The sequence below is a fragment of the Gluconobacter roseus NBRC 3990 genome, from assembly GCF_006538885.1.
In the GTDB taxonomy this organism is placed as follows: Bacteria; Pseudomonadota; Alphaproteobacteria; order Acetobacterales; family Acetobacteraceae; genus Gluconobacter; species Gluconobacter roseus.
Window position 1 is genome coordinate 635,158 of the sequence record NZ_BJLY01000002.1, and the last position, 24,096, is coordinate 659,253.

General features: G+C 62.5%; 21 protein-coding genes and 1 other RNA gene. 19 read left to right on the plus strand and 3 right to left on the minus strand.

Annotated elements, in window-relative coordinates:
* Together GRO01_RS06900 and GRO01_RS06905 are read right to left on the minus strand one after the other, a co-directional pair.
* Complete coding sequence (locus tag GRO01_RS06900) at positions 1 to 621, minus strand: hypothetical protein (protein ID WP_062510072.1); 621 nt, start codon at positions 619 to 621, stop codon at positions 1 to 3.
* A gap of 54 nt (positions 622 to 675) precedes the next feature.
* Positions 676 to 942 carry a DUF2312 domain-containing protein gene (locus tag GRO01_RS06905; protein WP_062510070.1) on the minus strand — a complete coding sequence of 89 codons (267 nt, stop codon included), beginning with the start codon at positions 940 to 942 and terminating at the stop codon, positions 676 to 678.
* Between the two features lie 282 nt (positions 943 to 1,224).
* Here GRO01_RS06905 and zwf point away from each other — a divergent pair, with 282 nt between their 5' ends.
* Positions 1,225 to 2,694, plus strand: a complete 1,470-nt coding sequence (zwf, locus tag GRO01_RS06910) for a glucose-6-phosphate dehydrogenase (RefSeq protein ID WP_062510067.1) — start codon at positions 1,225 to 1,227, stop codon at positions 2,692 to 2,694.
* 6 nt (positions 2,695 to 2,700) lie between these two features.
* A complete protein-coding gene (locus GRO01_RS06915; protein WP_174787413.1) occupies positions 2,701 to 3,171 on the plus strand; it encodes a hypothetical protein in 471 nt (156 codons plus the stop codon).
* Positions 3,172 to 3,195: 24 nt separating this feature from the next.
* Here GRO01_RS06915 and GRO01_RS06920 read toward each other — a convergent pair whose 3' ends face one another.
* Positions 3,196 to 3,981 carry an alpha/beta hydrolase gene (locus GRO01_RS06920; protein ID WP_231490346.1) on the minus strand — a complete coding sequence of 262 codons (786 nt, stop codon included), beginning with the start codon at positions 3,979 to 3,981 and terminating at the stop codon, positions 3,196 to 3,198.
* A gap of 286 nt (positions 3,982 to 4,267) precedes the next feature.
* Here GRO01_RS06920 and rnpB point away from each other — a divergent pair.
* The 17 genes from rnpB to ftsZ all read left to right on the plus strand — a co-directional run bounded on the left by rnpB (position 4,268) and on the right by ftsZ (position 24,063).
* Positions 4,268 to 4,686: RNase P RNA component class A (gene rnpB / locus GRO01_RS06925), an RNA gene on the plus strand.
* A gap of 290 nt (positions 4,687 to 4,976) precedes the next feature.
* On the plus strand, positions 4,977 to 5,456 hold the full coding sequence (gene mraZ, locus GRO01_RS06930) for a division/cell wall cluster transcriptional repressor MraZ (protein WP_062510065.1): 480 nt from the start codon (positions 4,977 to 4,979) through the stop codon (positions 5,454 to 5,456).
* Positions 5,453 to 6,424, plus strand: a complete 972-nt coding sequence (gene rsmH, locus GRO01_RS06935; protein WP_062510063.1) for a 16S rRNA (cytosine(1402)-N(4))-methyltransferase RsmH — start codon at positions 5,453 to 5,455, stop codon at positions 6,422 to 6,424. Before mraZ ends, rsmH begins: the two co-directional genes overlap by 4 nt.
* Positions 6,421 to 7,206 carry a cell division protein FtsL gene (gene ftsL, locus GRO01_RS06940; protein ID WP_062510061.1) on the plus strand — a complete coding sequence of 262 codons (786 nt, stop codon included), beginning with the start codon at positions 6,421 to 6,423 and terminating at the stop codon, positions 7,204 to 7,206. The genes rsmH and ftsL overlap by 4 nt, the downstream gene beginning before the upstream one ends.
* A gap of 81 nt (positions 7,207 to 7,287) precedes the next feature.
* Entirely contained in the window at positions 7,288 to 9,273 is a 1,986-nt protein-coding gene (locus tag GRO01_RS06945) for a peptidoglycan D,D-transpeptidase FtsI family protein (protein WP_062510059.1), read from the plus strand.
* Between the two features lie 8 nt (positions 9,274 to 9,281).
* Positions 9,282 to 10,742, plus strand: a complete 1,461-nt coding sequence (locus tag GRO01_RS06950) for a UDP-N-acetylmuramoyl-L-alanyl-D-glutamate--2,6-diaminopimelate ligase (RefSeq protein WP_062510057.1) — start codon at positions 9,282 to 9,284, stop codon at positions 10,740 to 10,742.
* Positions 10,739 to 12,112, plus strand: a complete 1,374-nt coding sequence (locus tag GRO01_RS06955; RefSeq protein WP_062510055.1) for a UDP-N-acetylmuramoyl-tripeptide--D-alanyl-D-alanine ligase — start codon at positions 10,739 to 10,741, stop codon at positions 12,110 to 12,112. Before GRO01_RS06950 ends, GRO01_RS06955 begins: the two co-directional genes overlap by 4 nt.
* Entirely contained in the window at positions 12,112 to 13,203 is a 1,092-nt protein-coding gene (gene mraY, locus GRO01_RS06960) for a phospho-N-acetylmuramoyl-pentapeptide-transferase (protein ID WP_062510053.1), read from the plus strand. The genes GRO01_RS06955 and mraY overlap by 1 nt, the downstream gene beginning before the upstream one ends.
* Complete coding sequence (murD, locus tag GRO01_RS06965; protein ID WP_062510051.1) at positions 13,200 to 14,546, plus strand: UDP-N-acetylmuramoyl-L-alanine--D-glutamate ligase; 1,347 nt, start codon at positions 13,200 to 13,202, stop codon at positions 14,544 to 14,546. The genes mraY and murD overlap by 4 nt, the downstream gene beginning before the upstream one ends.
* A 4-nt stretch (positions 14,547 to 14,550) precedes the next feature.
* Positions 14,551 to 15,744, plus strand: coding sequence for an FtsW/RodA/SpoVE family cell cycle protein (locus GRO01_RS06970; protein ID WP_062510049.1), 1,194 nt, complete (start codon positions 14,551 to 14,553; stop codon positions 15,742 to 15,744).
* Positions 15,741 to 16,838 carry an undecaprenyldiphospho-muramoylpentapeptide beta-N-acetylglucosaminyltransferase gene (gene murG, locus GRO01_RS06975; RefSeq protein ID WP_062510048.1) on the plus strand — a complete coding sequence of 366 codons (1,098 nt, stop codon included), beginning with the start codon at positions 15,741 to 15,743 and terminating at the stop codon, positions 16,836 to 16,838. Before GRO01_RS06970 ends, murG begins: the two co-directional genes overlap by 4 nt.
* 38 nt (positions 16,839 to 16,876) lie before the next feature.
* Complete coding sequence (gene murC, locus GRO01_RS06980; protein WP_062449601.1) at positions 16,877 to 18,310, plus strand: UDP-N-acetylmuramate--L-alanine ligase; 1,434 nt, start codon at positions 16,877 to 16,879, stop codon at positions 18,308 to 18,310.
* The gene (murB, locus tag GRO01_RS06985) at positions 18,307 to 19,227 is read left to right on the plus strand and encodes a UDP-N-acetylmuramate dehydrogenase (RefSeq protein ID WP_062510046.1); all 921 of its coding nucleotides are present in this window, start codon (positions 18,307 to 18,309) and stop codon (positions 19,225 to 19,227) included. Before murC ends, murB begins: the two co-directional genes overlap by 4 nt.
* Positions 19,224 to 20,135, plus strand: coding sequence for a D-alanine--D-alanine ligase (locus GRO01_RS06990; protein ID WP_062510044.1), 912 nt, complete (start codon positions 19,224 to 19,226; stop codon positions 20,133 to 20,135). The genes murB and GRO01_RS06990 overlap by 4 nt, the downstream gene beginning before the upstream one ends.
* Positions 20,135 to 21,073, plus strand: coding sequence for a cell division protein FtsQ/DivIB (locus GRO01_RS06995; protein ID WP_062510043.1), 939 nt, complete (start codon positions 20,135 to 20,137; stop codon positions 21,071 to 21,073). Before GRO01_RS06990 ends, GRO01_RS06995 begins: the two co-directional genes overlap by 1 nt.
* Entirely contained in the window at positions 21,070 to 22,467 is a 1,398-nt protein-coding gene (gene ftsA, locus GRO01_RS07000; RefSeq protein ID WP_062510041.1) for a cell division protein FtsA, read from the plus strand. Before GRO01_RS06995 ends, ftsA begins: the two co-directional genes overlap by 4 nt.
* Before the next feature lie 57 nt (positions 22,468 to 22,524).
* On the plus strand, positions 22,525 to 24,063 hold the full coding sequence (gene ftsZ, locus GRO01_RS07005; protein ID WP_062510039.1) for a cell division protein FtsZ: 1,539 nt from the start codon (positions 22,525 to 22,527) through the stop codon (positions 24,061 to 24,063).
* Positions 24,064 to 24,096 lie beyond the last annotated feature (33 nt).

The following is a 24,096-nucleotide window of genomic DNA, read 5'->3' on the forward strand; positions in this document are numbered from 1 at the left end:
TTACCCTCTCGGAGGCCAGCGCAGCTTGGGCTCCGAGCGGAACCGGTAAGCATCCCCGTCATCCATCGCCCTACCCGAAGACCGCCGCTCCGTACCATGACCCAGAGGCTGGCGTCCGGCCTCTGATCCTCCCTGCTCCCAAGGAGCACGAGACCAGATGCGCTCGGAAGCGTTGGAGCCCCCGTTCCGCTCGACTGACGCCGATACACGGCCCCGGCGCGGCAATGTGTCAGGATCGTCCTGTCCCGGCCCGTCTTCGTAAGATGGCAGATCGGGACGCAGGCTTTGCGCCGGCATCAGATAATCTTCATCCGGCCGCGCGGTCAGCGGCTGAACCACGCGCGTTTCCGACATGGGATCCATCCGGGCAACAGACGCGGTCACGCCTCGTTCTCCCGGATCGACAGTGACACTTTCCGGGCGCGTGGAAACCGCCAGACGCATATTCAGCGCCCGAAGCTCTGCCCGCAGTTCCGCGATCTGGAACTCCAGTTCCTGCAACCGGGGTTTGGTGCCGAAAACGGCAAAGGGCATGCACAGAAGCGCCAGCGCAAACAGGGCGGCTACAACGGCCAGGCACCCGAAAGCCCAGCCCGGCAGCCATGAAAAATCAGACATCATGAGGAGGCTTGGTCCAGTCTGAAAGTGGCGCGTTCAGGGTCCCGGAGACCGCAATTACATACCAAGGGCACGACGATAGATATCAAGCAGCGTTTCCTGCTCTTCAACTTCGGCCGGCTCCTGCTTGCGCAGACGGATGATCTGCTTGATCACCTTCACGTCAAAGCCGGCGGACTTGGCTTCCGAAAAAATATCCTTGATATCGCCGGCCAGAGCCTTGCGCTCTTCTTCCAGGCGCTCGACACGCTCGATGATGGAGCGCAGACGGTCCGCAGCGATCCCGCCCGTTGCGGCGCCTTCGCTTTTGCTTTCTGCATCCATGTCCGGTTTCCTTCCTGAGACGTAAGTCTGGGCTGTATTTTCCGACGCTGCACGAACACAGCATCCGCCGCGCGGCTTATCGTGCTGAGGGCCGGACGGTCAACGGAATTATGCGCACATTTCATGAACGCGTGAACATGACGAAGCTTTTCTCCCGAGGTCGTGCAAGGCCAATCCCTTGACAGGAAGGTCTCTGACGGGGAACTAGACGGTGCCTGAAAGGGCCTGAACCCTAACCCTTTTTTCCCCGGTCTGCGGGTTCGAGAGGTCAGAGAGTCTTCCATGGAACATTTCCAGCAGGTCGAGCCTTTCGACTATGTCATCTTCGGCGCCACTGGCGATCTCACGATGCGCAAGCTGCTGCCCGCGCTCTACAACCGTCTCCGGATGGACCAGATTCCAGATGATGCGTGCATCATCGGAGCCGCCCGTACTGAGCTGGACCGGGAGGCCTATGTTGCGCGGGCCCGAGATGCCCTTGAGCGTTTCCTTCCCTCAGACATCCTGAGCCCGGGGCTGGTCGAGCGTTTCCTCGCCCGCCTCGATTACGTGACGCTGGACAGCAGCCGCGAGGGTCCCCAGTGGGAAAACCTGAAGGCCCTGCTCGCCAAGACGCAGCCTGACCGCGTGCGGGTCTATTATTTCGCGACCGCACCGCAGCTCTATGGTGGCATCAGCGAAAACCTGCACCGCTACGGACTGATCACCCCCACATCCCGGGTTGTGCTCGAAAAGCCGATCGGCACCGACATGGCCACCGCGACCGCCATCAATGACGGCGTCGGCCAGTATTTTCCGGAAAAGCAGATCTACCGGATTGACCACTATCTCGGGAAAGAGACGGTCCAGAACGTTCTCGCCCTGCGCTTTGCCAATCCGCTGATGAATGCAGCCTGGTCCGCAGAGCATATCGAGAGCGTGCAGATCACGGCTGCAGAAACCGTAGGTGTCGAAGGCCGCGCCGCCTATTACGACACGTCCGGCGCCCTGCGTGACATGATCCAGAACCATCTGCTTCAGGTCCTGTGCCTCGTGGCGATGGAAGCACCGGACTCCCTTGAGGCCGACGCCGTCCGCAATGCCAAGCTGGCTGTCCTGAATGCCCTGCGCCCCATCACCGATGCGACTGCTGCCACCGAGACCGTGCGTGCGCAGTACACCGCTGGCGTCGTCGATGGCGAAAACGTTCCGGGCTATCTGGAAGAACTGGGCAAGCCGAGCGCGACAGAGACCTATGCCGCAATCCGTGCCTGGGTCGATACACCGCGCTGGAAGGGCGTGCCGTTCTATATCCGTACGGCCAAGCGTTCAGGCCGGAAGGTCAGCGAGATCGTCATCACGTTCCGCCCGGCCGCAACCACGATGTTCGGTGCTACACCCGCCAGCAACAGGCTGGTCCTGCGCGTACAGCCCAATGAGGGCGTGGAACTGCGGCTGAACGTCAAGAACCCTGCACTGGATGTGTACAACCTCCACACAGCAGATCTCGACGCCAAAATCCGCATGGAAGGCGGCATGCCCTTCCCGGATTCCTACGAGCGGCTCCTGCTCGATGCCGTACGTGGTGATCCGGTGCTGTTCATCCGCCGTGACGAGGTCGAAGCCGCATGGCGCTGGGCCGAACCCATCCTCGATGCCTGGAAGCATGACAAGGTCCCCATGCAGACCTACAGTGCAGGCTCTTACGGACCGGAACAGGCAACCCGCCTGCTCGCCGGACATGGCGACACCTGGCACGAAGCCGCGGAGTAACACCATTTGAGTGATGATAAGAGCGCAACGCCCCGTCTCGGCCGCAATCCGGGTCGGGGTCCGCGCCGGCAGCCCCGCAGTTTCAAACAACTTCTGCTGCGGCGAATGCTGGTCGTCATTCCGGCTTTCCTGCTGATGTTCATCGCGGTCCGGACCGGATTGCTGGACATGTCGTACGACAAGATCACGTTCAGCAAACTGAGCTGGTTCGACAACACGGCTCTGGTGGAGCATCTCCGCCTGGCCGTGGTGAAAGACAACCTGACGGACCTGCCCCGTCACTGCCTGGTTTTCGTGGTGAACGGGAACGCGGCCGATAACACGCCCACGATGGATGTTCTGGGTCGCCACGGAAATGGCTGCCCCGGCACGACACCTTCGGCCGACAAGCTGTTCAGCCTGAAGATCAACCGCTCCGAGCGCACGGTACAGACAGACGCGGGAACGCCCGGCGCCTTCCACGATCTGCCCCTTTAAGACACTCCCGGAAGGCGCGGCCTGCTAGCGGGCTTCGCCTTCTTTCTGCGCGAACGCCTCGCGCAGAAACAGCCCCCCTTCCCTGAGCGCCCGACGGCCGTCCCGGAACAGCGCATAACCATTCAGGAAGCCGTGGATCATCCGCGGAAAGTTTTTTAGCCTGACGGACACTCCAGCTTCATCGAGGCGTCGCGCATAAAGCTCCCCTTCGCCGCGAAGCGGATCAAATCCCGCCGTCACGATCATGGCAGGCGGAAGATCCTTCAGGCTCTCCGCCAGCAGAGGCGAGAACGCCGGATCAAAAAGCTGCTCGGGCGAACTGAGGGTCTGGCTACAATACCAGTACAGAAGCTCCGTGCTCAGCATGTAGCCCTCCGCGTATGTCTCACGCGACGGTGGCGCGAACGGACCGCTCAGCGCCGGATAATAAAGAAGCTGGGCGCTGAGCGCGCGCATCCCCTGCGAATGCACCCATTGCGTCAGCGCAGCGGAAAGATTACCGCCCGCACTGTCCCCGGCGACCGCAACAGGCATGTCAGCCGGAACAGTCCTAAAAATCCAGTCCAGTGCCGATTTGGCATCCTTCAGACCGGCCGGGAAACGGTGTTCAGGCGCAAGGCGATAATCTAGCGAAACCACCACCGCCCCCGATGCCGCAGCAAGACGGCAGCAGATCCCGTGATGGGACACGAGATCGCAATGCACGAATCCACCACCGTGCAGAAAGAGCACGACGCCCCGGACCTTTCCACGCGGCCGGTACAGGCGCGCCGTTCTCGGACCTTCCGCCCCCCGGAACCCGGACGTCACGCCAACTGCGGATCCGCAGCGATGACAGCCAGACCGGAAAACTCGGGCGACCTGTGACTCGCCGGATCTGCCGCAGAGCGTCCACGGATGGGGGTACGGCCGGGATCGGCGGGATCCCGTCCAAAGCAACACGCCGCGGCGTAACACCCCTCTTGCGGGCCTGCCGGGCAAGCCAGAAAAGGAAAATCCGCAGGGTCAGGGTTGGACGCATTTCGTCATTATGCCGTGATTTTACTGAAAAGTCTGCCCTTGACCCCGCAGGCGTCCCGGAGCAGTGTCTGCGCCGCCAGACGGCTGGACGATCGCTGTGTGTGCGATGAGGATCGCATACAGGGAGGAAAGTCCGGGCTCCATGGGAAGACGGTACCGGTTAATTGCCGGCGGGGGCGACCCCAGGGACAGTGCCACAGAAAACAGACCGCCCGCCGGACTGTGCCCCACGCGTTCGTTCGCCGGGGAACATGTTGCGGGTAAGGGCGAAACGGTGCGGCAAGAGCGCACCGCATCTCCGGCAACGGCGATGGTCATGGTAAACCCTACCGGGAGCAAGACCGAATAGGAACGGCAAGTCTCCGCAAGGAGACCGGGGGTTTCTCGCCCCGTCGTTCGGGTTGGTTGCGTGAGGCCTGCAGCAATGCAGGTCCCAGAGGAATGATCGTCCCGCTTTCGGGCGGACAGAACCCGGCTTACAGGCCGTCTGGCACCCTCTGGAAAAATCTGTTCTTCCAGTAATTGTTCCCCTCACCAAAGAAGAACAAAAACAGAACAAATAACGGCAGGTATAGTTCCGCCAGAGCGATTATCCCTGATAAACCCTAACAAACCGCAAAAATTTCCGTCACATTTCCAGCTTTGAAAATGTCGCAGTTTTCTGCGGTTTTCTGACGATATCTGTTTGACGTCCCATGAAATCCCATGATATCCCAGTTAAGACCAAGCCAAATAACCAGAAGCCGCATTACCGGTTCTGAGCGCAGGAAGGAGGCACATCATCCATGAGCATGTTCCTCGGCACGCATCAGAACCGTTTCGATGCCAAGGGACGTGTTTCCATTCCTGCATCTTTCCGCGCCGCCCTGAAATCACAGGCCCAGCCGGGAGATCCACTGGTCATCCTGCGCCCGTCCCATCTCCATCCCTGCATCGAGGGCTGGACGGCCGGCGCATTTGCCGCCCTCGCCACACCGCTCGACGAATACGATCCGTTTTCGGAAGATCATGAAGATCTGGCCGCCAGTCTCTATGCGGATGCCTATCCGCTGGACAGCGACAAGGAAGGCCGCATCATCCTTCCCGAAACCCTGCGCACCCATGCGGTTCTGACCGACGATGTCGCTTTCATGGGGCTTGGCCGGACATTCCAGATCTGGAACCCGACCGCTGCCGCAGAACGTCGTCAGGCCGCACGCAGCCGCGCAAAGACGCTTGCCACCAGCCGCCGTCCCGCCAGCAACCCTGCGGGAGCAGCAGAATGAACGCGATCACCCTGGTCCATTCCGGCCACGTCCCGGTCATGCTGCACGAGGTTCTTGAAGCGCTCTCTCCCCATGCTGGTGGACGTTATCTGGACGGAACATTTGGTGGCGGCGGCTATGCCCGCGCCATCCTGAATTCAGCCAACTGCACGCTGGATGCGATCGACCGCGACCCCGCCGCCATTGAGCGCGGAAACGCCATGGCCATTCAGGCCAACGGGCGCCTGCGGATGCATCAGGGGACGTTCGGCGACATGGAAGCTCTGGTCGGAGCAGAAGGACCGTTCGACGGCATCGTGCTGGATCTGGGCGTTTCGTCCTTCCAGATTGATCAGGCCGAGCGCGGCTTTTCCTTCCGCAATGACGGTCCGCTGGACATGCGGATGGGCTCCGATGGTCCTTCCGCTGCGGATCTGGTGAATACCTGCAAGGAAGCAGAGCTCGCGGACATCCTGTACCGCTACGGCGAAGAAAAGCTCTCCCGCCGTATTGCCCGCGCCATCGTTGCCGCACGCGCCGAAGCCCCCATCACCACGACCGGCCAGCTGGCACACATCATCCGCTGCTGCGTCCCCCGCGATCGCGCCAATATCGACCCCGCCACCCGCAGCTTCCAAGGGCTGCGCATCGCGGTGAATGATGAGCTTGGCGAACTCGAACGCGCTCTCGAAGCCGCACCGCGCCTGCTGGCCCCGGGTGGCATCTTTGTGGTCGTGACCTTCCATTCCCTCGAGGACCGTCTGGCCAAACGCGCCATGGCAGTGCTCGCAGGCAGGACGGGAAACCCGTCCCGTTACGAACCGGCCCCGCTCCGTCAGGAAGCGCCGGCCTTTTCCCTTCTTCATTCCCGCCCCCTCTCCGCCACGGATGAGGAATCCCGGGAAAATCCGCGCGCCCGCAGCGCCCGTCTGCGCGCACTGGTCCGTAATCCCGTCTCCAAGATGCCCGTCTCAGGAATGCCCTCATGATCCGGCCCTTCACCGTCGCCTGCGCTGTCCTCGCCGCAGGATCTGGCCTGTTTCTCTATACCAAGAAGCACGAGACCACGGTTCTGGACCAGGAGATCACGAAGATCGTTCAGGAAACCCAGCGCGTGCGAGGCCAGACCGCCATGCTCCGGACGGAATGGGCCCTGCTGAACCAGCCGGACCGTCTGAACACCCTGGCAGCCCGCTTCGTGCCTGCCCTGCACCCGATGGAGCCGGACCAGTTCATCCGCATGGCCTCGCTTGAAGCCCGTCTGCCAGCGCCCGGTTCGAAGGCGCAGCCCGCCGATCCGCGTGAAGGACTGCACGAGGTTGTCAATCGCGCTGCTGAAGCGGCCCATCTGCCGTTGCCTGCGCCGCAGACTGTCACCCATACACCCGCCCAGCCCACATCCGCACCGCACCCGATGGTCGTCGCCGTGGCAACGCACCCCACTCCAGCATCAAAGCCTGTGCCGGTCCAGTCGCATGTTTCCCATGCGCATAATGCCGATACGCAGCTGGCCTCAGCAGCGCCACGCACCATTACGGCCTCTGCCCGCAGCCATGCGGACAGCGCGCCCAGCGTTCATCTCGTAAGCTATCGTGAGAGCCATCCTGCCCCGCTGATGGTCGCAGCCTGGCACCCGCAGACCGTGCGCGTGAGTCACGCCGCAGCGCCGACCCGTCTGGCTGAAGAGCGTCCGCACCCGCATCACGCACAACTTTCCGCTCTGGGAAATGCGAATGACGCATTGCCCGCTCCTGTGCCGTTGGCTAACTGAGAGCTCTTTTATCGTTAACCGCTCGTTCAGCATTCTCGGATAGCTTAGGGCGAGCCCTTCAACAGGACGCACCCCCGCACGATGCCTCAGGACGTGCCACCTTCCTCCGGTTCGCAGCGCCCCGAGCGCCCGAATGTGCCGTCAGGGCGTTCCCGCAAGACCGCGCAGCCACGGGGACTGCGCCGACTGAACCTTGACCAGATGCACGGGCGCCTGCTCGGCGTCGGAATGGGCTTTCTTGCGATCTATGGCGCCGTGGCGCTCAAGGCGACCGTGGCGACTGTCCTGATGCCGATGGAACCTGAAAAGCGCCAGATTGCGCCCCAGGTCCCGGAAATCCCAAAGAGTGATCCGCGAGGAGAAATGGCTGGCGATTTCGTTCTGCCAACCGTCAAACGCGCCACCATTACCGACCGTACAGGTCAGGCCCTCGCCCTCTCGCTCCCCGTCGCGCAGGTCTATGCCAATCCGATGGAAATGATCGACCCGGCCGATGCTGCGGATAAACTCCGGAAAGTTCTGCCGCAGCTCGACCGTGACGAGACGATCCGCCGCCTGTCGCTGAAAAAACAGTTCGTCTATCTGGCCCGTGACATTTCGCCCGTTCAGGAAATCGCCATCAATAATCTTGGCATTCCGGGCATCTATTTCGAAGCAGGCGAACGCCGTCACTACCCGCTGGGCCGGACGGCCGCGCAGATCATGGGCAGTGTCGATATCGACGATCATGGCATTGCGGGCGTGGAGCGGTATTTCGACAAGCGCCTGAATTCGGACAAATCCCCGCTGCGCCTGTCGCTGGACGTGCGCGTGCAGACCGTCGCGCATGACGAACTTCAGGCTGCCAAAGATGAGTTCTCGGCCATCGGCGCCAGCGCGATCGTCATGGACGTCCGCACGGGCGAAATCCTGGCCATGGTCAGTCTGCCCGATTACGATGCCAACGATTTCGGCCATGCCCCCAACGACGCCCGCTTCAACCGGGCCGTCACCGGTATGTATGAGCCCGGCTCGACATTCAAGCTGCAGACGGCCGCAATGGGTCTGCAGCTTGGGGTCGTCCATCTGTGGGACCGTTTCTCGACCATTCCCATCAAGGTCGGCCGCTTCACCATCCGTGACATGAAAACGGACCACTTCGCGCCTTGGCTCTCCCTGCCCGGCGTGCTGGCCTATTCGTCCAACCCGGCAGCGGCGCATATCGCGCTCGATGTCGGCGCAACCCGCCAGCAGGACTGGCTGCGGAACATGGGCTTCTTCAACCGTGTTCCGGTCGAGCTCCCCGAAGCCGGACGCCCGCTCGTTCCCGCCTCGCGCAACTGGGGCATTTCCACGGTCATGACGGTCGGGTTCGGTCATGGTGTGGCTGAACCGCCGCTGGCCATCGTGCGCGGTACAGCGGCAACCGTGAACGGCGGTATCCTGCTCAAGCCAACCCTCGTAGCACGCGATACTGAGGACGACAGCAAGCCAACACCGGATGCCGACGCGGCTCAGCTCCGCCCCGTAGCCTATCGGCCGGGTACGGACAGTGACGAGATCGGAGCCGAAACACCCGTAGGCACGCGCGTCCTGTCCGAGCAGACCTCAGCGCTCCTGCGCAAACTGCTGCGTCTGGACGTCACACTGGGGAGCGGCAAGTCTGCCGAAGTCCCGGGCTATTATGTCGGCGGCAAGACAGGAACAGCAGAAAAGATCGGCGCACATGGCGGGTATCTGAAACACGTGAACGTCTCGGCCTTCACCAGCGTGTTCCCGATGAACAATCCACATTACGCCGTCTATGTGATGCTCGACAGTCCGCAGGGCACAGCCGCAACGCATGGCTGGACCACGGCTGCCTGGAACGCCGCACCTACGGTCAAGAAGATCATCTCGCGTGTCGGCCCGATCCTGAACCAGTTCCCCGATCTGGCAAACAAGGATGCAATCGACGCCTCGCTGGCCATTCCGATGAACCCGCCCGTTCCTGCCGGATACCGCGCCCTTGGTCCCGGAAATGATCCGGGCGACCCGCGCAATCAGACCCACGCCGCCAAGACCCAGCCCTCAAAGACACAGCACTGAACCGTTTGATGCGCCTCTCCCAGCTTTTTGCCCTCTGCGGTACGTCCCAGCCTCTGACGGACGATCCAGACATCCTGTCCGTAACAGCCGATAGCCGCAGAGCCGGTCCGGCTACGCTCTTCTTCGCCCTGCGCGGGGTAAAGCAGGATGGCAGTGCTTTCATCGCACAGGCCCTGTCACAAGGTGCTGCGGCGGTCATCGTGGATCATGAGACTGCCGAGCTGGATGCCGCAACCCCTGTGATCGTGTGTCCGGATGCCAAGCATCTTCTGGCCTGCATGGCCTCCGCCCTTGCCGGTCCGCAGCCCTCCTGCATCGCGGCGATCACCGGCACGAACGGCAAAAGCAGCACAGCCGATTTACTGCGCCAGCTCTGGGTCCTTCAGGGACACCGCGCCGCCAGTCTGGGAACGCTGGGCCTGATTTCCGACACGGACGTCCCGCCACCGCCCAGCCTGACAACACCCGATCCCGTTTCGCTTTCCAGCACACTCGCCGCTCTGGCCGACAAAGGCGTTGAACATGTCGCGCTCGAGGCGTCTTCGCACGGGCTGGAACAACACCGTCTGGACGGCATCACGCTGACAGCGGCCGGATTCTCCAACCTGACACGCGACCATCTCGATTATCACCTGACTCTCGAAGCCTACCGAACAGCAAAGCTGCGCCTGTTTGAAGACGTTCTCCCGGCAGGTGGCATTGCAGCCGTCAACGCCGATATGGATACCGAGACGTCTGCGGCCCTGAAAGCCATTGCGGACCGACGTGGCCTGAAGCTGCGCAGTGTCGGACAGAACGGAACAACCCTCCGGCTGATCGAAGCTCGTCCCACACCATCAGGGCAGATCCTACGTCTGGCACTGCACGGCAAAGAACTGTCCGAAATCACTCTCGCCCTTCCCGGCCGCTTTCAGGCTGACAATGTCATGCTCGCAGCGGCCATGTGCTGGAACGACGATGCCGAAGCGCTGGAAGTTCTCAGCCTTCTGCCACATCTGACAGGCGTTCACGGCCGATGCGAACGGGCCGTTGCGCTCCCCAACGGCGCCGCAGCCTATGTCGATTACGCCCACACCCCTGATGCGCTCGACTGCGTTCTGTCCAGCCTGCGCCCGCATACGGCAGGGCGTCTGGTCGTGGTCTTCGGCGCAGGCGGCGACCGCGACCGCGGCAAGCGCCCGCTCATGGGTGCAGTCGCCGCGCGGATGGCGGATCTGGCAATCGTAACGGACGACAACCCCCGCACGGAAGAACCCGCTTCCATCCGCTCCGAAATCCTGGCGGCATGCCCGGACGCACTCGAAATCGCGGACCGTCGCAGCGCCATCGCAGCAGGACTTGAGGCTCTGAAGCCCGGCGATATCCTTGTCGTGGCCGGCAAGGGACATGAGCAGGGTCAGATCGTCGGCACGGAAATCCTGCCCTTCGATGACCGTCTCGTCATTCGTGAACTGGCAGGTGCAGCATGAGCGTTCTGTGGAACAGTGCGGACCTTCGGGCCGCGACAGGCGGAACACTGAACGCCGACGTCCAGGTCACAGGCATCTCGATCGACACCCGAACACTGACACCCGGTGACCTGTTCATCGCCCTGCGTGGCGAGACGAGCGACGGCCATGCTCATGTCCAGCAGGCTCTGGAGAAAGGTGCCGCCTGCGCGCTTGTGCATGACACGGCCGGTCTGGACGATCCGCGCCTTCTGATCGTTCCTGACACCATGACTGCCCTTGTGGATCTGGGCCGCTATGCGCGCGCGCGTTTTCGCGGAAAAGTCTTCGCCATCACCGGAAGTGTCGGCAAGACGACGACCAAGGACATGCTGAAAGTCGCCCTGTCCGCCATCGGCCCGACGCATGCCGCCGTCGCTTCCTACAACAATCACTGGGGCGTGCCTCTGACGCTGGCCCGCCTGCCGCAGGACGCCCGGTTCTGCATCAGCGAAATCGGCATGAACCATGTCGGGGAAATTGCCCCCCTCGCTGCTCAGGTCCGGCCCGATGTGGCCATCATCACCACGATCGGCACAGCACATCTCGGCCATATGGGCAGCATCGAGGCGATTGCGCAGGAAAAATCCGACCTGTTCGGCGCGCTTTCGGACAAGGGAATTGCCATCGTCCCTGACGACGCAGCCGGTCAGGAGCATTTCCAGACAGCCCTACCCGCAGGATGTACCCTGTGGCGTTCGGGCTTCTCCGAGACGGCACAGCTCCGCATCGAAAATCTGCACTGCTCGGCAGGCGGCAGCCATTTTACGCTGCATCTGCCATCTGGCATCCAGAACGTGACGCTGACGGCACCGGGAGAGCATCTCGTCCGCAATGCCGCTCTGGCCCTTGGCGCGGTTGCAGCTCTGGATGAAGACGTCTCCGTTGCCGCCAGCGCGCTGCAGAACTTCGTGCCGGGTGCCGGACGCGGACAGATGCGCACAATCCTGAACGACGTGCGCCTTCTGGACGAAAGCTATAATGCGTCCACGCCCAGCGTGCGTGCGGCACTGGCGACCCTCGCGCTGCTTCCGGCCCAGCGGCACATCGCGGCCCTGGGGGACATCCGCGAACTCGGCACCTTTGCCGATGCCGAACACCGTTCGCTGGCAGACGCCGTTCAGAACGCCAGAGCCATCGCCTTCTGCTGCGGCCCTCATATGCGCGCGCTCTATGACGCGCTTCCCTCCGAGCTTCAGGGCGGATACGCCGCTGACGCCGCCTCTCTGGCGCCCCTTCTGCTCAACGCCCTTCGCCCCGGTGATCTCCTGCTCGTGAAAGGCAGCTTCGGCAGCCGGATGCGTGACGTGATCTCAGTCCTCGACAACGCTTCCAGCCCGGTTTCTGCCTGATGCTTTTCAATCTCATCGCCGCCCATGACACGTCCCATGGCGGGTTCTTCAACCTGTTCCATTACCTGACGTTCCGTTCGGGCTGCGCCTGCCTGACGGCACTGGTCATCTCGCTGGCACTGGGCAATCCCTTCATCGCACAGCTCAAACGGATCCAGCGCGAAGGCCAGCCAATCCGCACCGTGGGCCCCGAGCGGCACATTCTGGAAAAGGCCGGCACGCCCACAATGGGCGGCATGCTGATCCTGATCGCGCCGTTCTCGGCAACGCTGCTCTGGGCCGATCTGACGAACGGGTTTGTCTGGGCGGTCATGCTGACGACGGCAGTCTTTGGGGCGGTCGGCTTTGCCGATGACTACCTGAAGCTCTCCAAACGCAATACGACCGGCGTGTCCAAGCGCACCCGGCTGGGCTGCGAGTTTCTGGCGTCGCTGATCGCCGGGATCTGGCTCCAGTCCCTGACGCCGCCGGAACTGCGCAACATGGTCGCCTTTCCGTTCGTCAAGGACGTGCTGCTTCCGCTGGGCTACGCTTTCCCGATCTTTGCGATGATCACCATCACCGGCTTCGGTAACGCCGTGAACTTCACGGACGGTCTGGACGGTCTGGCCATCGTCCCGGTCGTGATCGCAGCTTTGGTCTTCGCCCTGATCTCCTATCTGGTCGGCAACCACGTCTTCGCCGACTACCTGCAGCTCCATCCGGTTCCGGGTACGGGCGAACTCGCGGTCTTCTGCGCGGCCCTGATCGGCGCAGGCCTCGGATTCCTGTGGTTCAACGCTCCGCCAGCCGCCGTCTTCATGGGCGATACCGGCTCCCTGTCCCTCGGCGGGGCTCTCGGAGCCGTGGCCGTCGCCACCAAGCATGAACTCGTCCTGTGCATCGTGGGCGGCGTTTTCGTTGCCGAAACCCTGTCGGTCGTGATCCAGATCTTCTGGTTCAAGCGGACGGGCCGGCGCGTGTTCCTGATGGCGCCGCTGCACCACCATTTTGAGAAAAAGGGCTGGCAGGAGCCAAAAATCGTGATCCGGTTCTGGATCGTCTCCATCGTGCTGGGCCTGTGCGGTCTGGCGACGCTGAAACTGCGATGAGCGGCTTTCCGTCCGACCTCCTCGCAGGCGAGCGTTATGCCGTCTGCGGTCTGGGGCGCAATGGCACAGCCGTTGTGCAGGCGCTGCTCGGGATGGGCGCAGAGGTTCAGGCCTGGGATGACCGCAATGCCGATCTTCCCGCGCAGCCGAACCTGACAGTCGCCCCCCTGACCGACCTGTCCGGCATGACGGCCCTCATCCTGTCCCCCGGCATTCCCCATCTGCTGCCCAAAGCCCATCCCGTCGCGGACCTCGCCCGGGTCCAGAGAATCCAGATCCTGTCCGATGCCGAGATCCTGTATCGCGCCATCCGCAAATCCGGCTCAAAGGCTGCGTTCGTCGCAGTCACAGGAACGAACGGGAAATCGACGACAACGGCGCTGATCGCCCATCTTTTTACGACGGCCGGGCGTCCCTGCGCGGCAGGTGGCAATCTGGGCACGGCATCGCTGGCATTACCGCTCCTGCCCGATGACGGCGTCTACGTCATCGAAATGTCGTCCTACATGCTCGAACGGCTGGACCGTTTCCACGCGAACGCCGCCTGCCTGCTGAACCTGACCCCCGACCATCTGGACCGTCACGGCGATATGGCAGGCTATGCCGCCGCCAAGGCTCATGTTTTCGACAATATGGGCCCGGACGATCTGGCCGTGATCGGCATGGATGATGACTGGTGCTGCGCCATCGCCTCACAGGTTGCATCACGCGGTGTACAGGTCGTTGAACTGGACGCAGACGCCCTGCCTCCTTACGACGGCCCCGCCCTTCCTGGGCGGCATAATGCCCAGAATGTCGGCGCGGCCCTGGCCATTGCGCGCCATCTCGGCCTTGATGATGCGGCAATCCGGACGGGTCTGAAATCCTTTCCCGGTCTGGAACATCGCCTGCAGAAAGTCGCGGAATGCGATGGCGTCTCTTTCATCAACGACAGCAAGGCCACGAACGCTGAGGCCGTGTCCAAGGCTCTCGCCGCCTATGACAAAGTCATGTGGATTGCGGGCGGCGTTGCAAAAGCCGGTGGCATCGAAAGTCTTGCGCCCTTTTTCGATCACATCGCGCAGGCTTTTCTGATCGGACAGGATGCGGACGTTCTGGCCGCGACGCTGGAAACGCATGGCGTTCCCTTTCAGCAGTGCGGAACGCTGGAAAAGGCTGTTCCGGAAGCGTTCGAAGCCGCTCGCCACGAAAATATTCCCGTCGTCCTGCTCTCACCCGCCTGTGCAAGTTTCGATCAATTTCGCAGTTTCGAGCATCGAGGGTCACACTTCCTTCAGATTTGCGATAATATTGTGAAATCAGGCCATTCGGGCGCCACGCTCACGCAAAAGCAGGAGGATTGACACCATGTCGGGACTGTCCCGTGTCGAGACTTCTGCCGTTGCCCGCTGGTGGCGTAATCTGGACCGTGTGACGCTTGCCTGCGTTGGCCTGCTGATCGGGCTCGGCTACGTCCTGATGCTTGCGGCCAGTCCGGCCGTGGCATCCCGCATCGGTGCCTCGCGCAACATGTTCATTCTCAAGCAGGTGATCTTTCTGGCGCTGGCCGGAGCGATCGTGCTTGGAACGTCCTATCTGTCCCGGCAGGCCATCAAGAAACTCGCGATCATCGGCGGCATCATAGCGCTCGGCGCCACGGCCATGACGCTGGTGCACGGCATGGAAATCAAAGGCGCGCGCCGCTGGATTGCGCTGCCGATGATGTCGGTCCAGCCTTCCGAGTTCCTCAAGCCTTGCTTTGCGGTTGTAACCGGCTGGCTGCTTTCCGCGCGCCGTTCCGTCGTGATGTGGGGCAATATCGCTTTCCCCGGCATGCTGGTGGCCTTCCTGTGCTTCGGGTTCATTCTGGTTCTGCTGAAATCCCAGCCAGATATCGGAATGCTGTCCGTCATCACGATGGTCTTCATGACCCAGCTTTTCGTGGATGGCCTCAAGCTCTACTGGGTCGGACTGTGCGTGGCCGGCATGGCGGGCGCCTTTGCAATCGCCTACATCGTCTTTCCGCATGTGCAGTCCCGCGTGCAGCGCTTCCTGCATCCCGATGTGGGTGACCACTACCAGATCGACACCGCTCTTCGCGCTTTCGGAAATGGCGGCCTGCTCGGCAGGGGACCCGGTGAAGGCCGCGTGAAAGATCTGCTGCCTGATGCCCATGCCGACTTCGTCTTTGCGGTTGCAGGTGAAGAATACGGCCTGATCCTGTGCATCGGCATCATCCTGCTTTTCGGTGTCATCGTTCTGCGCACCCTCCTCAAGCTGATGCATGAGGACGACCCGTTCGTCATCGTCTCCACTGCCGGTCTGGTGACAGGCTTTGGCCTTCAGGCTTTCGTCAACATGGGTTCGACATTGCATCTGATCCCGACAAAGGGCATGACCCTGCCTTTCATCTCCTATGGCGGCAGTTCGGCAATGTCGGTGGCCCTGACCATGGGTATGGTTCTGGCCCTGACACGCCATCATGTCGGCCAGAGCAGGATCGGTCAGAGAGCCTCCGCCCCATACGGACAGGCCCCATTGTTTGAGAGGAACGCGCCGTGAGCCGCCCCATCGTTATCGCCGCCGGTGGCACGGGCGGACATTTCTTCCCGGCCGAAGCCGTCGCAACCGTGCTTGCGAAACGGGGTCACGACCTTGTCCTGATGACGGACGCCCGGCATGGACGCCGTGAGACCGGTCTTTTCAAAGACCGTCCGCAATATGTGCTGGATGGCGCGGGCGTGGCTGGCAAAGGTCTTGGCGCAAAAATCCGCGGCGTAACGGCCCTGCTGCGCGGCATGATGGAAGCACGACGGATCCTGAACACGCTTGATGCCGCCGCTGTTGTGGGTTTCGGTGGCTATCCGTCCATCCCGCCTCTGACCGCATCGCGCCTTCTGCCATCGGCAAAGCGTCCGCAGATGGTCATCCATGAAGGCAATGCCGTGCTCGGGCAGGCCAATGCCTTCCTATCCCGCTTTTCTCCGCTGATCGCCACATCCTATGCGAAGATCGCCCGACTTCCCAAAAACGCGCAGACGACACTGACCGGCATGCCTGTCCGCGCGGGCATCGAGGCGCTGTTCGGTCATGTCTATGTCCCGCCCGAAGACAGGATCAATCTTCTGGTCTGGGGTGGCTCCCTAGGCGCACGCGTGTTCTCCGAAATCGTGCCGCGGGCGCTGGCTGCCCTTCCTGAAGAATTCCGCAAACGCCTGAAAGTCACACAGCAGATCAAGGCAGATGATCTGGTCCCTGTCCGCGCCATCTACGAAAACGCGGGGATCGAAGTTGAAGCCGCCCCCTTCTTCACGGATGTTCCGGCCTGTCTGAAAAACGCCCACCTCGTGATCGGACGCGCAGGCGGTTCTTCGGTTGCGGAACTGGCCATGGCCGGTCTGCCATCCATTCTGGTGCCACTGCCCATCGCAGCATCTGATGAACAGGGCGCGAATGGTCAGGCGCTCGTCGATGCCGGTGCGGCCTGGATGATCCGACAGCCCGATTTCACGCCCCCAGCCCTGACGGCTCTGCTGACAGACATGTTTTCCCATCCCGAAAAGCTCGAAAACGCAGCAAAAGCCGCTCATCTGTGCGCGCGCCCTCATGCTGCCGCAAAAGTCGCTGATCTGATTGAATCCGCCCTGCGGTCCTGATCCCTGTTTTTTCGTTCCTGCCCAAGAGTACCTGCCCCATGCGCGCCCTGCCCCTGAACATCGGAACCATTCACTTCGTCGGTATCGGCGGCATCGGCATGTCCGGCATTGCCGAAGTCCTGCACATGCTGGGCTACAAGGTGCAGGGTTCCGATATCGCCGAGGGCGCCAATGTACAGCGCCTGCGCCAGGCCGGAATTGTCGTGCATATCGGCCATGATGCCGCCAATCTGGGCGACGCGCAGGTTGTCGTGACCTCGACAGCCGTGAAAAAGGACAATCCGGAAGTCGTAGCCGCCCGCGCCAAGCTCATCCCGGTCGTGCGACGTGCGGAAATGCTGGCCGAACTGATGCGCCTGCGCTGGTCCGTCGCCATCGGCGGCACACACGGCAAAACGACCACGACCAGCCTCGTGGCCTGCGTGCTTGAGCATGCCCGTCTGGACCCGACCGTCATCAATGGCGGCATTATCGAGGCCTACGGCACCAACACACGCATGGGTTCGGGCGACTGGATGGTCGTCGAGGCTGATGAGAGCGATGGCTCCTTCCTCCGTCTGCCTGCCGTGATCGCCGTCGTGACAAACATGGATCCGGAACATCTGGATCACTGGGGCACGGAAGAGGCCATGCAGGCCGGTTACGACCAGTTCGTCTCGAACATTCCGTTCTACGGCTTTGCGGTCCTGTGTGTGGATCACCCGCAGGTGCAGCAAATGATTCCGCGCCTGTCCGATCATCGCGTCATCACCTACGGCTTCAGCCCGCAGGCCGATATCCGCGCCGAGAAGGTCGTCATGGACAAGCGCGGCGCGACATTCGAGGTCGTGGTCACCAACCGCCAGCGCAACCGCTCGCGCCGCGCCGGTCCGTTCCGCCTGCCGATGCTCGGACACCACAACGTCCTGAACTCGCTCGCGGCCATCGCCGTCGCACTTGAAATGGAAATCAGCGATTCCGTGATCGCGTCCGCCCTGACGACGTTCAAGGGCGTCAAGCGCCGCTTCACGCGCACGGGCGAATATAACGGCATTTCCATCATCGACGATTATGGCCATCACCCGGTTGAAATCGCCGCCGTGCTTAAAGCCGCTCGTCAGGCCGGTGCGCGTAACGTGATCGCCGTCATGCAGCCGCACCGCTATTCACGCCTGAAAGTTCTGTTCAACGAGTTCTGCACCTGCATGAACGATGCCGACACGGTCATTGTGGCCGACGTCTATGCCGCGGGCGAAACGCCGATCGAAGGCGCGGGCCGCGATGCGCTCGTCGAAGGCCTGCGCGACCGCGGCCACCGCTCCGTCGTGCCGCTCCCCGATCCGGCCCATCTGGCAGAAATGATCAACGCCATCGCCAAGCCGGGCGATTACGTTGTCTGCCTTGGCGCCGGCACCATTACCCAGTGGGCGCAGGCCCTTCCCGCCCAGCTCGAAGCCCTGAACCGCCAGCCCGCAACCGAAGGCGCAGCATGACGGGTAGCAGCGACTTTCCCATCAAAGGCCTGCGCGGCAGACTGACCCCGAACGCCCCGCTCGGCCCCCGTGCCTGGTTCCGCGTGGGCGGCCCGGCGGACTGGCTGTTCGTCCCCGAAGACCAGGATGATCTGGCCCTTTTCCTGCGCGAAAATCCGGCCACTATACCGGTTACGGTTCTGGGTGCGTGCTCGAACGTCATCATCCGCGACGGCGGCATTGCCGGTACGGTCATCCGTCTGGCGCGCGGCTTTGCAGACATCACCGTTCAGGACAACAGCCTGATCGTGGGCGCAGCAGCCCTCGACATCACCGTGGCCGAACATGCCGCCGCTGCCGGTCTGGCGGGGCTGGAGTTTCTGGCCGGCATTCCGGGCTCGATCGGCGGCGCCGTCCGCATGAACGCAGGCGCCTACGGATCAGATATCAACGTCGTTCTCGAATGGGCAGACATCCTGACGGCTAAAGGCGAACTCCGTCGCCTGTCTCATGACGACCTCGGCTTTGCCTATCGTCATTCAGAGCTTCCCGAAGGCAGCGTGGTCATCCGCGCCAGCCTGCGCGGCACACCGGACAACGCAGAGGCCATCCGCAGCCGCATCGCGGAGATCCGGGCCTCGCGTGAGGCCTCGCAGCCCGTGCGGGCACGAACCGGCGGTTCCACCTTCCGTAACCCCGACGGCCACAAGGCCTGGCAGCTCATTGATGAAGCCGGCTGCCGTGGTCTTCAGATCGGGGATGCGCAGGTCAGCGAGAAACACTGCAATTTCCTGCTCAATCTGGGACAGGCCAGCAGCGCGGATCTGGAAACGCTGGGCGAGACCGTGCGCGAAAAAGTGCTGGCACAGAGCGGCGTGGACCTGCATTGGGAAATCAAACGTATCGGGCGCAAATCCGAAGGAGAACAGACGGTATGAAGGTCGCAGTCCTGTTGGGGGGAACATCCAGTGAGCGGCCTGTCAGTCTCGTCAGCGGCGAAGCCGCAATCGAGGCGCTGCGCGAAAAAGGGCACGATGTCACCCCGATCGATGTCGGACCGGATATCGCAACGACCATCGCCAGCCTGAAAGCCGCCGCACCTGACGTCGTTTTCAATGCCCTGCACGGCCCACGTGGCGAAGACGGTGCCATTCAGGGCGTTCTGGAATGGCTTGACCTGCCCTACACCCATTCCGGCATCCGCGCCTCGGCCGTAGCAATGGACAAGGGCGCAACCCGTATCCTTCTGGCCGCCGCCGGTCTGCCCGTTGCACAGGGACGCGTCGTGACGGTTGAAGAGCTGGCCGAAGCCGATCCTCTTCCCACACCCTACGTCATCAAGCCCGTCGCCGAAGGCTCCTCCGTCGGTGTCGAGATCGTGCGGACGGGAGATAACCGTCGCGCCGAAATTGCACAGACCTGGCGTTTCGGAAAAGAAGCGCTGGTCGAGAGCTTCATTCCCGGCCGCGAACTGACCGCAGGTGTCATGGGAGACCGGGCTCTGGCCGTTACGGACATCCTGCCCAGCGAAACGGCCGCGTTCTACGATTTCGAAGCCAAGTACAAGGCAGGCGGCTCACGTCACGTGGTCCCTGCAGAGCTTCCGCAGGCCGTGACGGAGCGGGCGCTCGATTACGCCCTGCGCGCCCATCAGACGCTAGGCTGTCAGGGCGCGAGCCGAACGGATTTCCGCTACGACGAGGACACCGACACGCTGGTCATCCTCGAGGTCAACACGCAGCCCGGCATGACGCCGACATCCCTGCTGCCTGAACAGGCCGCCTATTGCGGAATTTCCTATCCGGAACTGTGTGACTGGATGGTCCGGGAGGCACTGACGCGCTGATGCGGGAGGATCCGTCCTTTCAGAGAGACGATTTTGTCCGGGAACGCTATTCCGGGGCCCTCCCGCCCCAGGAAGACCGTCCGTCACGGGCAAAGCTGTTCTGGCGCCGGCAACGGCGGCTGATCCGGCCTGCAATCGTGTTTCTGGTCGTGATGGGAATTGCTGGCGCTGGCATGCGCCTTCTGTATGACGCCGCCTCCGAAGAACGCTTCGCCCCATTTCGGGCCCGTCTGGTGGAAATGGAGCCGCTACCCATCCGCCACATCGTCGTCAACGGTCGTTGCATGACAAGCGAAGCCTCGATCGAGGAGGCTCTTGGCACCTCCATCGGTCATCCAATCTTCGGATTTTCCGTCGAAGCGGCCCGCCAGAGGCTGGATGAACTGCCATTTATTGACCATGCCACGGTCGAACGGCACATGCCCGATACGATCATCATCACGCTCGTCGAGCGGACTCCAATCGCCGTCTGGCAGGACCGGGGTCATTTCATGCCCATCAACCGGGCGGGAGAAGAAGTGTCCGATCAGGGCATGACCGGGAAAAATGCGCAGGCGTTTCTCCAGTTACCACTGGTTGTCGGCGAAGGCGCGAATACGGCAGCGGCGAGCGTGATTGATGCCCTGAACCATGAGCCTCTGGTCAAAAGTCAGGTCACGGCCCTGATCCGCGTGGGCAACCGACGCTGGAACGCCACGCTCAAGGACGGGACGACCGTCATGCTGCCTGAAGGCGAGGAAGCCGCGGCATTCACCCGTCTGGCCCGCTATCAGCAGAGCATGCGTCTGCTGGAACGTCCGGTCCAGTCGATTGATCTGCGGCTTCCGGACCGGATGGTCGTTCACCAGCCTCCGCAGGCCCCGGCTCCTGCCCCCGACAAGGCGAAAACCGATCCGTCCTCACCTCCACCACCAGCAGACGGCACGAAACAGCCATGAATGACCTCACCTCCATGTCAGATCTTCCGGCATTCCGTCGCCGGGGCGGTCTCAGGGGCCGGTCCCTCATCCCTGTCGGTGGCGAACGTGACGTCAGCGTTAACCGGGTACCGCGCGACATCCTCCCGCTTCCACCGGAAGAGACACATCGCAACATTGCCTGGCGTCCGGGAATTTTTGGCGCACTGGATATCGGCACGACCAAGATGACCTGCCTGATCGGCAAGGGCGAGGCTGACGGTTCCATTCAGGTGCTGGGTTATGGATGGCGCCGTTCCCATGGCATCCGGTCTGGGTCCATCGTCGACATCCGTGAAGCCGAAGCCGCCATCCGCGCCACCGTCGGGCAAGCCGAGGAAGCCGCCGAACGCCGCATGGATTCGCTCGTCGTCAATCTGTCCTGCGGACGGCCACTGAGCCGTCTGGTGGATGCACAGATTCCCATTGGTGGCCGCGAAGTCACCGCCGGAGACGTGCAGCGCCTGATTGCGGAAGGACAGGCCCGCGCCTGGATGGAGGGCCGCGAGGTCATTCACACGCTTCCCATCGGATATGTCGTTGATTCCATCCCCGGCATCGCAGACCCAATCGGCCACCAGTGCGAAGAACTGGCCACGCGTATGCATGTGGTGGACATGAACTCCAGTGCGCTTCGCACGCTCGATGCCGTCCTTCAGCACGCAGAACTGAAACTGGACGGACTGGTCGCAAGCCCGTTCGCCTCCGGTGTCTCCGTCCTGGCCGCCGAAGAACGCGAACTGGGCGTCACCGTCGTGGAAATGGGCGGCGGCACGACTTCCCTTGCGGTTTTCTGTGAAGGCAAACTGCTCCACACCGCCCAGATCCGCGTCGGCGGTCTGCATGTCACGCGCGATATTGCCGGTGTGCTCTCAACGTCTCTGGAAACGGCCGAGCGTCTCAAGACGATGTATGGCGCGGCCCAGATGGGCTCGGATGACCAGCGGGAAATCCTGTCGGTTCCCCTCATCGGCGAGAATAGCGACCGACTGGTCCGCCTCCAGCGGTCCAAAGTCATTTCCGTCATCCAGCCCCGGATCGAAGAGACCCTCGAACTCGTTCGTCAGTCACTCGACAACGCCGGGCTGGGCCGACTGGCCAATGGCAGGGTCGTCCTGACAGGCGGAGCATCGCTGCTGGAAGGAATCGTCCCTGTCGCAACCCGCATCCTCGGCCGACCGGTCCGGATGGGGAAACCCCAGAATATTTACGGCCTGCCAGAGACGGCCGCGGCTTCGGCAGGCTTTTCAACCGCTGCGGGGCTTCTGGCCTGGGCAGCGGGTGCGGATCGGGACTTCGGAGATATTTCCGCTCCCGAACCAAGACCTCGCGGACTTGTTAAACGTCTCGTAGGCTTCATACGTAACCATGTATAAGCTACTACAGATCATAACGCCCTCACCTGTCGCTTTCATGCAGTTCCGGACCAGATCATGACACTAAACCTTACTCCCACTCCGAATTCCCACGTTGAACTGGCGCCACGCATTACGGTGATTGGTGTTGGTGGCGGCGGCACGAATGCCGTCGACAACATGATCGCATCCGAACTCAAGGGCGTGGAATTCGTCGTTGCCAACACCGACGCCCAGCAGCTTGCCCATTCGAAAGCCGAACGCCGCGTCCAGCTTGGCCCGCATCTGACGCGTGGTCTTGGTGCAGGTGCAAAGCCGGAAATCGGCCGTGAGGCGGCAGAAGAAGCTGCCCAGGAAATCGACCGACAGCTTGAAGGTGCGAATCTGGTCTTCATTACGGCCGGTATGGGTGGTGGTACGGGTACGGGCGCAGCTCCGGTCATCGCGCGCATGGCGCGTGAACGCGGCGTCCTGACGGTTGGCGTTGTCTCCAAGCCCTTCAATTTCGAAGGCCGCCGCCGCACGACAGCCGCAGAGAACGGCATTGCCGAACTGCAGAAGCACGTCGACACGCTGATCGTCATCCCGAACCAGAACCTGTTCAATTCGGCAACGCAGAACACGACGTTCCGCGAAGCCTTCCGGATGGCCGACAACGTCCTGAACATGGGCGTCCGCGGCATCACGGATCTCATGGTCTCCCCCGGCCTCATCAATCTCGACTTTGCGGACGTCAAAGCCGTGATGGAAGAGATGGGCAAGGCCATGATGGGTACGGGCGAGGCTTCCAGTGAGGAAGACTCGGAAGACCGTGCCATTCTCGCCGCCGAGCGCGCGATCTCCAATCCGCTGCTGGAAGATGCATCGATGGCCGGCGCACGCGGCCTCCTCATCAACATCACCGGCGGCGAAGACCTGACCTTGTATGAAGTCAACGCTGCCGCAGACCGTATCCGTGAGGAAGTGGCCGACGACGCCAACATCATTTTCGGTGCACTGATCGACGAAAAACTGAACGGCCGCGTCCGCGTCTCGGTCGTCGCAACCGGCATCGACACCCAGCCGCGTCAGGACCCGTCCGCTCCGAGCGAGCCGCGTCAGACCCCGGCCCAGCAGGCCAATCCTGCTGCCCCTGCCGCACGCGACAATTCTGCTTCCCGGCCTGCAGCAGCCTCGTCTTTCCAGCCGGGCTCAACCTATGCCGGTGGACCGCCACGCCCGAATTTCGCGATCGATCCCCAGCAGGCTCCGGCTCAGAACATGGCTCCCCAGCAGCCCCAGCCGGAAGCTCCGGCCGCTCAGCCCGCTGCCAACTCCGAGGCGCAGCAGCCACGTCAGGACAGCACGCACCAGCCTTCACCGCGTGCCGGCCTGTTCTCTGACCCTTCCCGCCATGCTCCCCCGCCTCAGGCCGAGCCGCCGCGCAGCCTGTTCGGTCTGGTCACAGGTGCATTCCGCAGCCGCCCTCCCCAGCCGCAGCATCCTGCGCAGCCGACCCAGCGCACAGAGCCCAGCACGCGTGAGGCCTACCCGCAGCAGCAGCCCCAGCATCCGGAGCAGCCTTCCAGCGGCGGCGACGATTCCAATCTGGATATTCCCACCTATCTGCGGCGCTGAACCATACTCCCCTCACCCTCGTGGTGAGGGGGT

Coding starts and splice junctions, on each gene's coding strand:
- GRO01_RS06945 (WP_062510059.1), top strand. CDS start 7,288: ATGCCTCAGGACGTGCCACCTTCCTCCGGTTCGCAGCGCCCCGAGCGC.
- ftsA (WP_062510041.1), top strand. CDS start 21,070: ATGAATGACCTCACCTCCATGTCAGATCTTCCGGCATTCCGTCGCCGG.
- GRO01_RS06990 (WP_062510044.1), top strand. CDS start 19,224: ATGAAGGTCGCAGTCCTGTTGGGGGGAACATCCAGTGAGCGGCCTGTC.
- rsmH (WP_062510063.1), top strand. CDS start 5,453: ATGAACGCGATCACCCTGGTCCATTCCGGCCACGTCCCGGTCATGCTG.
- ftsL (WP_062510061.1), top strand. CDS start 6,421: ATGATCCGGCCCTTCACCGTCGCCTGCGCTGTCCTCGCCGCAGGATCT.
- mraZ (WP_062510065.1), top strand. CDS start 4,977: ATGAGCATGTTCCTCGGCACGCATCAGAACCGTTTCGATGCCAAGGGA.
- murD (WP_062510051.1), top strand. CDS start 13,200: ATGAGCGGCTTTCCGTCCGACCTCCTCGCAGGCGAGCGTTATGCCGTC.
- mraY (WP_062510053.1), top strand. CDS start 12,112: ATGCTTTTCAATCTCATCGCCGCCCATGACACGTCCCATGGCGGGTTC.
- zwf (WP_062510067.1), top strand. CDS start 1,225: ATGGAACATTTCCAGCAGGTCGAGCCTTTCGACTATGTCATCTTCGGC.
- murC (WP_062449601.1), top strand. CDS start 16,877: ATGCGCGCCCTGCCCCTGAACATCGGAACCATTCACTTCGTCGGTATC.
- GRO01_RS06900 (WP_062510072.1), bottom strand. CDS start 621: ATGATGTCTGATTTTTCATGGCTGCCGGGCTGGGCTTTCGGGTGCCTG.
- GRO01_RS06995 (WP_062510043.1), top strand. CDS start 20,135: ATGCGGGAGGATCCGTCCTTTCAGAGAGACGATTTTGTCCGGGAACGC.
- ftsZ (WP_062510039.1), top strand. CDS start 22,525: ATGACACTAAACCTTACTCCCACTCCGAATTCCCACGTTGAACTGGCG.
- GRO01_RS06955 (WP_062510055.1), top strand. CDS start 10,739: ATGAGCGTTCTGTGGAACAGTGCGGACCTTCGGGCCGCGACAGGCGGA.
- murB (WP_062510046.1), top strand. CDS start 18,307: ATGACGGGTAGCAGCGACTTTCCCATCAAAGGCCTGCGCGGCAGACTG.
- GRO01_RS06905 (WP_062510070.1), bottom strand. CDS start 942: ATGGATGCAGAAAGCAAAAGCGAAGGCGCCGCAACGGGCGGGATCGCT.
- GRO01_RS06950 (WP_062510057.1), top strand. CDS start 9,282: ATGCGCCTCTCCCAGCTTTTTGCCCTCTGCGGTACGTCCCAGCCTCTG.
- GRO01_RS06970 (WP_062510049.1), top strand. CDS start 14,551: ATGTCGGGACTGTCCCGTGTCGAGACTTCTGCCGTTGCCCGCTGGTGG.